This window comes from Paraburkholderia sp. GAS33 (assembly GCF_050436645.1).
Lineage (GTDB): Bacteria > Pseudomonadota > Gammaproteobacteria > Burkholderiales > Burkholderiaceae > Paraburkholderia > Paraburkholderia phenazinium_B.
Map to the genome: position 1 here is coordinate 365,773 of NZ_JBNDMP010000007.1, position 13,707 is coordinate 379,479.

Here is a 13,707-nt window from a genome sequence, read left to right on the forward strand (position 1 = left end):
TGCCCTCTCTGGTTGTTCTGGCTCGTAAGCGCCTTCGATCACGCATCCGGAAAGCCGGCAGGATTGGTCTCCGAGTGCTCGACGGCCTCTGTTTGCAGGCCCCAGCGCGCGAGCGCCGCGCGATACTGGCCGCCGCGGATCAGCCCATTGGTCGCCGCCGTCAGCGCCGGCGCGATGCCACTGCCCTTGCGGCTCGCGATCGCGACGTCCGCGTTGTTCGGCCAGCCCGCGTTGACCGTGCCTACCTGGCGGATCTGTCCTTGCGTCGCGGCCTCATAGGCGAGCGTCGGATCTGGATTGAAGATGGCATCGGCGCGGCCCGACAGCAGCGCCAGCCGGTTAGCGGCGCTGTCGTCGTAGTACTGCAGGCTCGCCTCTTTCAGCCCATGTGCGGTGTTCCTCTGATTCCATTCGAGCAGGATCCGCTCCTGGATCGTCCCGGAACTGGTGATGATGCGCAGCCCCGCGATATCCTTCGGTTCGCGGATCGACCTGATGGCGCTGTCCGACTTCACATAGAACCCATGCAGACCCAGCCTGTACGTCGTAAAGTCGAACTTCTGCTTGCGTTTCTCGGTGACGCCGACGTTCGAGATCACCGCGTCGTATTTACCTGACGCGAGACCCAGCGGCCAGTCGGGCCACGCGACAGGCACCAGCAGCAGACGCAGGCCGAGCGCATCGGCGACGAGCTGCGCGTAATCGGGATCGGAGCCCACGATGCTACGGGCGTCGGTCGCGTACGTCGCGATGGGCGGATCGAACGGCGCTATCGCCACCGTGAGCACGCCTGGCGTCACGAAGCGATAGCCTGCGAGCAGGCGCTGCGCGTCCAGATCCCTGGGCGCGCGGATACGCTCTTTCTGCTCCGGGCTGAAGTCGTAAACCTGTGTTGCCGCATACGCTGGTTCGGCAGACCATGCAAACGGCAACGCAGCCAGCGCGGCCATCTCCATCATGAACGTCCGTCGGCCGGTCATCAGGGATCCTAAGCCGTTGTGTTTCATTCGTCGCATACGCTCACAGCACCTTCGAGAGGAATTCACGCGTGCGAGCCTGCGCCGGATCGCCAAGCACGCGCGACGGCGGCCCCGCTTCGACTATGCGTCCACCGTCCATGAATACGATCGTGTCGGCGACCTCGCGCGCGAAACCGATTTCATGCGTGACAATGATCAGCGTCGTGCCCGAACGTGCAAGCTGGCGGATCACGTCAAGTACCTCGTTGACCAGCTCCGGATCGAGTGCGGACGTCGGCTCGTCAAACAGTAGTACTTTCGGTTTCAGTGCAAGCGCACGCGCAATCGCCACACGTTGTTGCTGACCGCCCGATAGCTGGCGCGGCCATGCATCGGCCTTGTCGCCGAGTCCTACGCGCGCGAGCAGTGTGCGCGCCTCAGCCTGGGCCTGCGCGCGCGGCACACCTGAGGCCAGCGGCGCCTCGATGACGTTGTCGAGCACGCTCAGGTGCGGAAACAGGTTGAAGCTCTGAAACACCATGCCGACATCCGCGCGTCGCCGCTGCAGGATGTCCTTCTCCTTGAGCTCGTAGAGCGTGCGTCCGTCGCGGCGATAGCCGATCAGCTCGCCGTCGATATCAATGAAGCCATCGTCCACGCGTTCGAGGTGGTTGATCGAGCGCAGCAGCGTCGACTTGCCCGAGCCCGACTGACCGAGAATCACGGTGACGCTGCCCGAAGGAAACGCCAGCGAAATGTTATCGAGAACCTTTAGGGTGCCGAAGCTCTTCGAGACGTTATGGATGCCCACCTTGCCGCCGATCCGTCGCTGCGCCCAGCCGACTTTGCCCGCTTCGCTGCTGGATTCGCTGCTGGTTTCTGCCCCCACGCCAGATCGGCTCCCAAGCTCGCCTGCGCTTTCACCAGGTGCAGCGCGCGCATTACGCCACCGGCCGAACAATGCAGTCAACGGCGACAACGCCACCTGCTCGCGCGTCGCACCGCGGGCATAGTACCGTTCGATGTGAACCTGAATCGCCGACAACACCGTGAGGATGATCAGATACCAGATCGTCGCGACCATCAGCAGCGGAATGACTTCCAGATTGCGGTGATAAATGATCTGCACCGTATAGAACAGATCCGGCATCGCGAGGATGTAGACGACGGAGGTGCCTTTCGCGAGACCGATTACATCGTTGAACGCTGTCGGCAGAATGGCGCGCATCGCCTGTGGCAACACGATACGACGCACCTGGCGGCCACCCGGCAGACCCAGCGCCGCACCGGCCTCACGCTGCCCGTGGTCGACGGAGAGAATCCCACCACGGATAGCCTCGGCCGAAAACGCCGCGTGGTTCAGCGTGAGTCCAAGCACGGCCGCGAAAAACGGACTGATCAGATCGGTGGTCGATTCATTCAGTAGTGCAATATGCGTAAACGGAACCCCGATCCAGATCGTCTCGTACAGATAGCCAAGGTTGTTTAACAGTAGCAACAGCACGATCGGCGGGATCGAACGGAATAGCCAGATAAACGCCCACGCACAGCCGGCCAGTAACGGCGAACGCGATACTCTCGCCAGTGCAAGCGGTACCGCGAGCGTGAAGCCGAACAACGCGCCGAGCCCCGTCAGCACCAGCGTACGCCCTAGCCCCTCGAGCACGGGCCCAGCAAAAAACCACTGCGCGAAGACGCCCCAGCCCCAACGCGGATTGCCGAGTACCGAATTCGCCACGATCGCGATCAGCGCGATCGCCAGCACGGTTCCTGCCGTGCGCGCATGGTGCCTTGCGGGAACGATCCGATAGTGCGCGTATTCGGGACCTGCTGCGTCGTCGCTTGCGTGGCCTGCGTGAGCCGTGCCGGGAAACCGCTGGGTGGTGTCGCTCATGATTCTGCTCTCCTGCCTCGCGCTACGTCAGTCATGCCGTTTCCGCGGCAGCGTAGCGGCTTTCGCGTCGCGGCAACCCAAGATGATCACGCAGCGTTTGGCCGGCGAGCGTGCGGCTATAGCGGCCGCGCGCCTCCAGCGCCGGGATCACGTAGCGCACAAAGTCGTCGAAACCCTCGGCCTGCACCGGGAAACCCAGGATGAAACCATCGGACGCACCGGCGTCGAACCAGCGAATCAGTTCGTCCGCGATCTGCTCGCCTGTGCCGATGAATTGAGGCTTCGGTGTCGTCACTTCCAATGCGACCTCGCGCAAGGTCGAGCCATTCTTCTTCGCCTCGGCCTTGATGCGGTCGGTGGTCGAACGGAAGCTGTTTTTGCCGAGGTCACCGAGTTCGGGGAACGGCTCGTCAAGCGGGTATTGCGTGAAGTCGTGGTGTTCGAAGAAACGGCCCAGATAGGCGAGCGCCTCCTCTATCGAGATCAGGTCGCGGATCACGCGGTACTTCGCTTCCGCCTCCTCTGCGCTCGCGCCGACGATCGGCCCAATGCCCGGGAATATCTTGACATCGCTCGCCGCGCGCCCGTGATCGACTGCGCTCTGCCTCACGCTCTCGGCGAACGCCCGCGTTTCTTCGAGCGATGGCGAATGGGTAAACACCGCATCCGCATACTTGCCGGCAAGCGCAATGCCGGAATCCGATGAGCCTGCCTGGAAAATCACCGGCTGTCCCTGAGGTGAACGCTGGATATTGATCGGGCCCGCCACCTCGAAGAAACGGCCCTTATGGTTGAGCGTATGCAACTTCTCGCGATCGAAGAAACGTCCGCTCTCGCGGTCGCGCACGAATGCATCGTCATCCCAACTGTCCCATAGTCCCTGCACCGCCTCCAGATATTCGTCGGCGATCTGATAACGCAGTTCGTGATCGGGATGCTCGCCGCCATAGTTCTTCGCGGAGCCTTCGAGCGGCGAGGTCACGACGTTCCATCCCGCGCGTCCGCCGCTAATCAGGTCAAGCGAAGCGAACTGCCGTGCTACCGTAAACGGATGGCTGTACGAAGTCGAGAGCGTGCCCGCCAAACCGATCTTCGAGGTGGCGGTCGCCAGCGCCGACAGGATCGAAATCGGCTCGAAACGGTTCAGGAAATGGGGAATCGACTTCTCGTTGATATAAAGGCCATCGGCTACGAAAGCAAATGCAACGCCGTTGGCCTCCGCCTTCTGCGCGATACCCGTGATGAAATCGAGGTTGACGCTGGCATCGGCGGGGCCAGCCGGATGCTTCCAGGAATTCATATGGCCGCCTGCGCCATGCAGCATGATGCCGAAAGTGAGATTTCGCTGGGTCATGATTGGATCCGGTAAACGAAAATGAGCGTGAATGTAGGCGCGGTCAGACGCGCGCGGCCTGTTCTACAGGGGATAGTGCTTCGAACGAAGCGAGTCGCAGCGCATAGTCCGCTACAGGGGTGTCGATCACGAATTCCTCGATGCCGAAGCGCTCGTGCAATGCGTCGAGTTCCTGATGCACGTCGTCTGCGGTACCGGTAACGACGTGCGGATGCAGTTCGTCGAGGCGGTAGTCGCTCACGCCGGTTTGCCGCGCGAACTCCGCTGCGGCCTCGGGGCTGGGAAGATTCACGCTCTGCCCGGTGGCGAGCCGCAGTTTGAAAATACGCAATGGACCAACATGACGTTGAGCCTCTGCTTTGGACTCCGCAGCAAACGCGTAGAGCGCAAGCAGCGGCGTACGTCCTGTCGCATCGCGGTACGTATCAATGGAGCGGCCGATGCTGTCGCTATCGCCGTTAAAGTGACCGGCATAGCAGAATTGCCAGCCGTGTTTCGCGGCAAGCGCAGCACTTTCCGGGCTGCCGCCTAGCAGGATGCCTTGCGGCGCTTCGGGCGGCTGGGGCAACGCGATTGCTCCAGCCAAAGGATGATCGACGTCCACGCCCGCTTTGAGGAACGCGTCCAGTTCGGCGAGCTGATGGGCGAAGTCAGGCTTCTTTGTCTTGTCGTGAGACCATTGAAGCGCGCGCGTCGTCAGCGGCAAGCCGCCCGGCGCCTTGCCGACGCCCAGGTCGACGCGGCCCGGCGCCAGAGACGCGAGCACGCGGAACGCTTCGGCCACCTTAAAAGGGCTGTAATGCTGCAGCATCACGCCACCGGAACCCACGCGGATGTGCGACGTATGCGCGAGCAGATGGGACACCACAATCTCAGGCGCGGAACTGGCGAGCCCTGGCGCGCCATGATGCTCTGCAATCCAGTAACGCTTGTAACCCAACGCTTCCGCACGTTGCGCGAGCCGGACGGTAAAGCGCAGCGCGTCGTGAGCATTCGTTCCGTCGGCAATCGGACTTTTGTCGAGAATCGAAAGGGAATAGGACATATCGATACCTCCCCGCACACTAAAACTCGCGCGGGAACAGAGTTACGGGAAACTTGCCGGGTGACATCCGCTTGTTCCATTATCGCCATCGCAAGCCGATGTCGTTCGAGCAAATTTTGCTATGCATATGACGAATTACGTCAGAACGTGTAGCGGGCACGCAGATAGTAGAAACCGCCGTCCTCGCCGATCGTCGAAGCAAACGCGTCGTATTGCGCGCCTTCGAGCTGAGCCTGGTACGGGAGCTTCGACGGATAGACGTTGAACAGGTTGTTGGCCCCCGCCGCTATCTGGAATCGCTTCGTCACGTCGTACCGGACCTCGAGGTCGGTGACGTATCGCGCTGCGTTCTCGAAGTGGATGAACTGCGTCGTCGAGAACGCATTAGGCCCCACGATGTAGGTTTCCTCGCTCGAGGTCGAACCAAAGCGCGTCTCGTGCAGACTCACGCCCCACTTGTCGAGATGCCAGGTGCCGCCGATGATGATCTTGTTCTTCGGCGTCGCCGTGGTCAGCCAGGCGATCTGCTGCGCGTTGAGTTCTGGTTGACCATTCGCCCCGTTCGCCACGTGCGTGACCGACGTTGTATTCAGATTCACACCGAGATCCCAGTCCACCTGCCCATAAGCACCAAAGCTGGTGTGCCAGGTGCCGGACAGGTCGAGGCCACGGGTACGCGTACTCGCACCGTTCGTGAAGTAGCTCGCAGACACGGCTGACGCTGGCACCGAACTTGGCACCGACAACCCTGCGGCCTCCATTGCTGCGATCGCCGCCGCGCCAGAGGCCGTGCCGCCTTCGACGATCCGGTTGCGAATATCGATCTGGTAAGCGTCGATCGTCACATTGAGGTTCTTGACGGGCGTCAGCACGAGGCCGATGTTGTAGTTGGTCGACTCCTCTGGCTTCAACGGCTGCGCGCCGATCAGCTTCGCCGCTGCCGAATTGGCCGCCAGAAGGCCGCTAACCGATGCCGGCGATTCGTTGACGTTGCTGTAGTACTCCTCAGCGAGAGACGGCGCCCTAAATCCGGTACTGACACTGCCGCGCACTGCAATCTGCGGCGTGAAGTCGTAACGCGTCGAGATCTTGCCATTCGTCGTGTCGCCGACATCGCTGTAATGCTCGAAGCGTCCCGCCAGATCGACCGTCCATTTCTGCGTCAGGTGGGTAGAGAGGTCGATATACGTGCCGAGCACGTTGCGCGAGTTGTCGCTGGCGCTAACGGGCGCAAGCCCCGGCAACGCCTGTGCCCCACCTAACAGATAGGAATACTCATCGCCGGGCCCCACGCTGTAGGTCTCACGCCGCTGTTCAAGACCAAACGACACGTTGACCGGCGCCGGCAGCAGCGGCAGTTGGAATGCCCGCGAGAAATCCAGGTTGTTCGTCAGTTGCGTGTTGCTGACGGTGGCAAGGTGGAAACTGGTCGGCGTAAAGCCATCCGCCGCGTACAGTGCGGTGTTGGCCGAGTTGACCAGGCCTATGCCTTCATTGTCGCCACCATAGGTCGTGCTCAGATCCCAGGACCAGCCGAACAGATTCTGGCCTTTGGCGCCCGCGGTGACTGAATAGTCGTTTTCGTTGACCGTCTCAGTGGGCACGAAGCCGCCGGGATACACCTGCGGCAACACCGAAGGCGGACGATAGTTCTGGTAAGCCTCGGCATCGCGGTGAGCGTAGGTGCCAAAGCCATACAGTTCGACGTCGTCGCCGAGGTAATACCCCGCATTGAAGCCCACTGACTCCCGTGTGCTGGCCGGGTCGCCCTCGATCGGGTTGTAGTAGCCATGCCCGGGCTGGAAGGTTCCGAAATAATCGTCGGGACCGGTGCGGACCGTGTGATTCTGGCGGTCATATTCTGCTGCGAGGTCGAGAAAGCCATGATCGCCGAGATTCAGGCCGATATTGGCGGACTCGCCGTTCTTGAAGCCGTCGCCGTCGTAAGTCTGGCCGCTTGTCGTCTGCAGCGAGCCCCCGTGCGAGGCCGACTTCAGGATGATGTTGATCACACCGGCAATCGCGTCCGATCCGTACTGCGCCGAAGCACCGTCACGCAGGATTTCGATGTGATCGATCAGCGCGACCGGGATCATGTCAATGTCGACGCCCGTCGAACCCTGGTTGAGACCACCGTCGAGTGCGATATTGGCTGTCGTATGGCGACGTTTGCCGTTCACCAGCACGAGCACGTGGTCCGGCGTCAGGCCGTGCAGCGACAGCGCATCGGTCAACTGCGCCGTATCCCCAGCGTAGGTTTCCCGTGTAATCGACGGCGACAGTTTGACGAGTGCGTCCCGCAGGTTGCTCTGCCCGGTAGACTGCAACTGCGCACCGCTGATCACGTCGATCGGGGTCAGGCTCTGGCTCGCCTTCGTACTCGTGCGTGTGCCGGTCACGACGACGGTGTCCTGCTGCACGGTACCGTTAGCGACAGCGTGTTTCGCTGCCGGAGCTGTTTTCTCGGACTGCGCCGCGTTAGGGACTGTTGCCGCGGGCTGAGCTCCGGCCGCGGTCGCTGCGGCATCGCTCGCCGGCGCCGGCACGGTTGCGCCCTGTGCCCATGCCGCGCCGTTGCATGTAATCGCCAGAACGGCGGCCGAGAGCAACTTTATGCGAACTCCGGCGGCGGCCGGGGCAGCCTCATTTTTCCTGTTTTTCTTGCGCATCGAACTGTCCGTTGGTCGTAGGCGAAGACAACGCTCCGCCACACCGGCTGATTTCGGCAGTGCGAGGAGCAATCTATTAGTTCTTAGTAATACTGATGAAATACGGTGAAGAGATAAAGCAGAGCTTCATCCGGGCAGCTCGCGCTGCCCGTCCAAGCTAGCTTTTCGGCAGACCTGGCGGATTTGTCCGGGCCTTGTCGATCGCTTCGGAGCCCAGACTCCAGCGGTCGAGAGCCTGAGTGTATTTCCCGCTGCTAATGAGGTCGTTCAGCAGCAGCGTGAGCGGCGCAGCGAGACCGCTACCCTTGCGGGTGGTAATCGCGACATCGGCGAGAGTCGGCCAGCCGCCGCTGATAGTACCCACCGCCCGTATGCCGCCCTTCTGCGCGGCCTCGTAGGCGAGTGCCGAGTTGACGCTCAGAATCACATCGGCACGTCCCGAGCGCAGCGCCACATCGCGCACGGCGATGTCGTCGTAGTACTGAACCTGAACCGGCTTCAGACCATGCGCGACATTTTCCTTGTCCCACGCGAGCAGGATCTTTTCCTGGTTTGTTCCAGAATCGGTAATGACACGCAGTCCTGCGACGTCCTTCGGTTCACGGATCACCTTGATCGGGCTCGAATCCGCTACGTAGAACCCGAGCACATCGCGACGATAGGTCGAGAAATCAAACTTCTCCTTACGCTCTTCGGTAACGGTCACGTTCGATAAAACCGCATCGACCTTGCCCGACTGCAAGGCGAGCGGCCAGTCTTCCCAGGCAAGCACGACGATTTTCAGCTTGCGGCCGAGGCCGTCAGCCACCAGTTGCGCGAGGTCCGGGTCGAATCCGACCACCGTCTTTTCGTCCGTTGCGTACGCGCCAAGCGGCGGCCACGCGACTGCCATACCGATCACCAGTTCGTCCTTCGAGGCGAACTGAAACGAGGGCGGCACGGCCTTGATCGCCGCCGCATCAGGCGTGGCCCGGACACGATCGTGCTGATCCGGGCTCAGATTGAACGCGCTCGCGGCCCACGCCGTACCGGCCACGCCCAGTGCCAAAGCGAAGAACGTTCCGGCCACTGCCAATAAGACTTTCCGACTTTGCTTCATGACTTGATATGCCTTGTTGAAATAGACGATCTGATCGACGGGTAATACGCGTGCTTTCCTACCGGCGGCCGAGCGGCCCAGGGTGGATCAGATCGCGTAATGAATCGGTACGGCCCGGCTCCAGCAAATCCTTACCGAACGGAAGACGAAAATGGATCTCCGGTGCGATCGAACGATCGAACAGGGGTTCGTAGCCGGCATGGGTATAGAGTCCAGCAGCCTCCGGCTGCCGGAAACCGGTCGTCAGATACACGCGGCGATAACCCTGGCGTATCGCACGTGTTTCGAGCTCCTGAACGACGCGGCGCGCGAGGCCCTGACGCCGCTGACTCGCATGGGTCCAGATACGCTTGAGTTCCGCTGTCGTCGCGTCATAGCGCTTGAAAGCGCCGCCACCGACCGTCTCTCCGTTGTGCAGGATCACAATGAACGCCCCTTCGGGCGGCACGAACAGTTCGGCTGGATAGCGCGCGAGCTCTTCGCTCACCGTGGCAGATCCGGCGGGCCGAAACTCGCTATAGCGGGTGGTGTACTCGACATTCAGCGCATCCAGCAGAGGCTGCGCAACGGGATCCAGCAATGTGGTATCGATGATTTCGTATGTCATAGCAGACAGGGGAATCGTGTTTCCCCTTTTTTGTTGAATCTTTTTTCCGTCCGACCTTGATGTCCGTCGAATTAAAAAGAAGATAACAGGCTGCTATTGAGGATCGAACCAAACAATTTACGTATGGTTATTCCAGGGAGTCCATATATATAATTCGCGCTGCATTAACGGATTATTCGATCGAGAATAAAGCGTTAGAATTGCCGCAATATTGGCGGACTATTTATTTCGGATTGCTTTCAAACGGGTTCGGCGAGATGGAATAGACAGTCGCCACGCTCTACTGCGGCCGGCACGCGCTTGCAGACAACCTCGCCCGCTGCCGCGAAGAACGTCGTGACCGGCTCACGCAGCGGCGTATCCGGGAAATGAATGCGTGCCGCGGGCTGGCCGGTCACGACCTGGTCGCCGAGTTCGACGAGCGGCTCGTACACGCCGCGATCGTAGGCATACACGTAATGACGTGAGCCGGACACAGTAAAGAAGCGTGTTTGTGCGGGTGGCCCGTCGGGCACGAGCGGGCCGCTCAGCAGTCCGATGAAACCCAGCAGATTCAGCAGGCCTTGCCGCGCATCGCGCAGCAGCCTGGCCTGCACGGTACCGCCGCCTCCGAGTTCAGTGAGAATGGAGATGGCGCCCTGGCGGCGCGCTGCGCTCGCTGCATGGACGGGATTCGGCCGATGCAAAAACGCTCGCGGTAAGCCGAACGCGGCGAGCAACGCTTTGAGCCGCTCCTCTTCCTCAGGATCGCGCGGCTCGATGGCCAGCATATTGGCGCCGTCGTAGAGCAGCGAACTGCCGCCCGAATGCACGTCGATCAGATATTGCGAGCGCGCCAGCAGCGTGTGCTCGATGTAATCGGCGATCGCCGCCGTTGGCGAACCTTGGGCATCACCTGGAAAACTGCGGTTCAGATTGCCGCCATCGAGCGGCGAAGTCCTGAGCCCCGCCGCAGCCGCCGGAAAATTCGCCATCGGCAGGAAAATCAGTTGACCGCGCACCCACTGAGGCTCGATCTCGCGGATCAGGCTGGAAACGAGTACCTGTCCTTCATATTCGTCACCGTGGTTGCCACCCATGAGCAGCACGACGGGGCCATCGCCATTGCGCACCGATGCGATCGGAATCGGCACCCATCCGTACGCGGAGCGATGCACCGAATAAGGCAGGCGCAGATAACCGACATGACGTCCATCGGCATCGAGATCGACTTCATTGTGGATGGTGCTCATCGGGTTCCCTCGTTGCCTCACGCGGCTCGAGCATAGCGGTTGACCGGTCGTCGAAGTCCCAGATTGTCGCGCAACGTGCGGCCCTCGTATTCGCTGCGGAACAGGCCGCGTCGTCTAAGCTCGGGGATCACGAGTTCGACAAAATCGTCCAGCCCGGCCGGCAGGACCGGCGGCATGACGTTGTAACCGTCGGCACCGCCTTTCACGAAGCGCTCCTCGAGCTGATCGACAATCTGCGCCGGCGTACCGACGAGTTGCCAGTGCCCTCGGGCACCTGCTACCCGCAGATACAACTGCCGGATCGTCAGATTCTCGCGCCTCGCCAACTCAAGCGTCAACAACTGACGGCTCTTGCTCGCATTCGTCTCGGGCAATTCGGGGATCGGACCGTCGAGCGGATAGCCGGATAGATCAAAGCCGCCAGTCAGCCCTGACACCAGTGCAAGGCCCACCTTTGGATCGATCAGCGCCTGCAACTGCTCGAATTTCTCCCGCGCCTCGCTTTCACTGCGGCCCACGATGGGAAACACGCCAGGCATGATTTTCAGGTCGTCCGGGTGCCGGCCATATTGTGCGAGGCGTCCCTTAACGTCCGAATAGAAATCGATGGCGTCCTCGAGCGTCTGCTGCGCTGTGAAGATAACCTCCGCCGTGCGGGCTGCAAGGTCGCGCCCCGCCTCCGACGATCCAGCCTGCACGACGACCGGATGCCCCTGCGGCGAACGGGCTACATTCAGCGGGCCCCTGACCTGGAAAAAGCGCCCCTTGTGATCAAGGACATGCCGCCGCTCCGGATCGAAGAAGCGTCCTTGATCCTTGTCGCGCAGGAATGCATCGTCCTCCCAACTGTCCCACAGACCCTCTACTACCTCGGCAAATTCGATTGCGCGCTCATAGCGCTCCGCGTGTTCGAAATGCTTGTCGCGGTTGAAGTTCTTTGCCTCATGCTCATTGGACGAAGTGACCAGGTTCCATCCCGCGCGCCCGCCGCTGATGTGGTCGAGCGACGCGAATTTGCGGGCGATGTGGTACGGCTCGTTGAAGCTGGTGGAGGCCGTTGCGACCAGACCCACATGTTCCGTGACGGCCGCCAGCGCGGATAGCAACGTAATCGGTTCGAACTGCGCGACGTAGCTGTGCGCCGTGCGGCTGAGAAACTCCACATTGTCGCCACGCGTACCGGCACCATCCGCGAGAAACACCAGATCGAATTTTGCCGCTTCCGCCGCCTGGGCCAGCTTCACGTAGTGCCTGAAATTGACGCCAGCATCGGCCTGCGCTTCGGGATGACGCCATGCTGCGATATGGTGTCCTGAGGGATAAAGAAAAGCGCCGAGGCGCAGTTGGCCAGTGCGTTGGGGCATGGTGATAAGCGTTGAAGATGAGGAGTCGACGCGCGGGCTTAGGCGCTCTTTTGCCAGACGCGTCCGTTATCGGGGCGCGCGAGGCCGAGGTGCTCGCGCAACGTGCGGCCTTCATAAGCGGTGCGAAAAATGCCACGCTGCTGCAGGAGCGGCACGACGCCATCGGCAAAATCCTGCAGGCCGCCCGGCAGAACGTCGGGCATCAGGTTAAAGCCATCGGCGGCGCCGGCGTTGAACCAATGCTCGATGTCATCGGCGATCTGCTCGGGAGTCCCGACGATCACGCGATGCCCACCGCCACCCGCAAGCGAACGGATCAGCTCTCGCACCGTATAGCCATGCCGCCGGGCCTGCGCGATGGTTGCGTGAAAGAAGGTATGGTTACCATTGCCGCCACCCGGTAGCGTGAGATTGTCGGGTAGTTGCTCGTCGAGCTTGAGTTTGTCCGCAGGAATACCTAGTGTGCCTGCGAGGCGCGTCACACTGTAGCTCCAGGGAATCAGATCGACCAGTTCGTCGCGTCGCCGCAAGGCTTCGCTTTCCGTGGCGCCGATAATGGTCGTCAGGCCTGCCAACACCTTCACTGCATTGCGCCCGTAGCTTGCTGCGCGGGCCTTTAGCTCGCGGCCATAGGCGAGCGACTCTTCAAACGACTGTGAGGCAGAGAATACTGCTTCAGCATGGCGTGCCGCGAGATCGCGGCCATCCGGCGATGCTCCGGCCTGCACGAGTACCGGATGCCCCTGCGGCGAGCGCGGCAGGTTCAACGGCCCCTGCACATCGAAATATTTTCCGCGGTGGGCGACGGGATGAACCTTGCCGGTATCGACGAAATGTCCACTGGTTTTATCGCCGATGAACGCGTCGTCTTCCCAGCTATCCCAGAGCGCCTTGACCACCTCGGTGAACTCGGCCGCGCGCGCGTAGCGCTCGGTGTGGTCGGGCACCGCCTCGCGGCCGAAATTGCGCGCCGAGGCCAGGTCGGCGGTCGTGACGACGTTCCAGCCGGCGCGCCCTGCGCTGACGTGATCGAGCGTCGCGAAACGCCGCGCAATGTTATACGGCTCGTTGTAGCTAGTCGATGCCGTCCCGATCACACCAATGCGCGAAGTAACAGCCGCGATGCTCGCCAGCAGCACCGTCGGTTCGAGCGCGGTGATCGTACGAAAGTTAATCTGATCGGCAATCGACGCGTTATCGGCGAGGAACACGGCATCGAATTTCGCTGCCTCGGCCATCTGCGCGACACGGACGTAATGACCGACATCGATGAACGCGTGCGGATCCGCCTCTGCGATTCGCCACGCTGACGGGACGAAACCAGAGTGCAGGATATTGATGTTCAGATGCAACTGGCGCGGCGCTTGCCGGCCGGCAGCGTGGCTCATGAGAAAGTCTCCGTAGCGGGATCGTCTTCGCTCGCCTCGCGAGCGCAAGTGCAAGCGGCGTGTAACGCAGCCCCGCAACCGGCTCGACTGCGCGAA

The 13,707-nt window shown here is 61.5% G+C and carries 10 protein-coding genes; all 10 read right to left on the bottom strand.

Going from position 1 to position 13,707, the window contains the following annotated elements; genetic code table 11:
- Window positions 1-38: 38 nt before the first annotated feature.
- The 10 genes from P3T24_RS23095 to P3T24_RS23140 all read right to left on the bottom strand — a co-directional run bounded on the left by P3T24_RS23095 (window position 39) and on the right by P3T24_RS23140 (window position 13,611).
- On the bottom strand, window positions 39-980 hold the full coding sequence (locus P3T24_RS23095) for an ABC transporter substrate-binding protein (RefSeq protein WP_429438118.1): 942 nt from the start codon (window positions 978-980) through the stop codon (window positions 39-41).
- Window positions 981-1,020: 40 nt separating this feature from the next.
- Window positions 1,021-2,853, bottom strand: a complete 1,833-nt coding sequence (locus P3T24_RS23100) for an amino acid ABC transporter permease/ATP-binding protein (protein WP_429438121.1) — start codon at window positions 2,851-2,853, stop codon at window positions 1,021-1,023.
- A 31-nt stretch (window positions 2,854-2,884) separates the two neighbouring features.
- A complete protein-coding gene (locus P3T24_RS23105) occupies window positions 2,885-4,207 on the bottom strand; it encodes an LLM class flavin-dependent oxidoreductase (RefSeq protein WP_429438123.1) in 1,323 nt (440 codons plus the stop codon).
- Window positions 4,208-4,250: 43 nt separating this feature from the next.
- Window positions 4,251-5,252 carry an LLM class flavin-dependent oxidoreductase gene (locus P3T24_RS23110; protein WP_429438125.1) on the bottom strand — a complete coding sequence of 334 codons (1,002 nt, stop codon included), beginning with the start codon at window positions 5,250-5,252 and terminating at the stop codon, window positions 4,251-4,253.
- Window positions 5,253-5,392: 140 nt separating this feature from the next.
- Window positions 5,393-7,921, bottom strand: coding sequence for a TonB-dependent receptor plug domain-containing protein (locus P3T24_RS23115; protein WP_429438128.1), 2,529 nt, complete (start codon window positions 7,919-7,921; stop codon window positions 5,393-5,395).
- A gap of 157 nt (window positions 7,922-8,078) precedes the next feature.
- Window positions 8,079-9,020: an ABC transporter substrate-binding protein gene (locus P3T24_RS23120; protein WP_429438131.1), complete on the bottom strand. Its 942-nt coding sequence runs from the start codon at window positions 9,018-9,020 to the stop codon at window positions 8,079-8,081.
- Window positions 9,021-9,078: 58 nt separating this feature from the next.
- Window positions 9,079-9,627: a GNAT family N-acetyltransferase gene (locus P3T24_RS23125; RefSeq protein ID WP_429438134.1), complete on the bottom strand. Its 549-nt coding sequence runs from the start codon at window positions 9,625-9,627 to the stop codon at window positions 9,079-9,081.
- Between the two features lie 239 nt (window positions 9,628-9,866).
- Complete coding sequence (locus tag P3T24_RS23130; RefSeq protein ID WP_429438137.1) at window positions 9,867-10,859, bottom strand: succinylglutamate desuccinylase/aspartoacylase family protein; 993 nt, start codon at window positions 10,857-10,859, stop codon at window positions 9,867-9,869.
- A gap of 17 nt (window positions 10,860-10,876) precedes the next feature.
- On the bottom strand, window positions 10,877-12,223 hold the full coding sequence (locus P3T24_RS23135; protein WP_429438140.1) for an LLM class flavin-dependent oxidoreductase: 1,347 nt from the start codon (window positions 12,221-12,223) through the stop codon (window positions 10,877-10,879).
- A 38-nt stretch (window positions 12,224-12,261) separates the two neighbouring features.
- Window positions 12,262-13,611 (bottom strand): LLM class flavin-dependent oxidoreductase, encoded by a 1,350-nt coding sequence (locus P3T24_RS23140; protein ID WP_429438143.1) that lies wholly within the window; start codon window positions 13,609-13,611, stop codon window positions 12,262-12,264.
- Window positions 13,612-13,707: the final 96 nt, after the last annotated feature.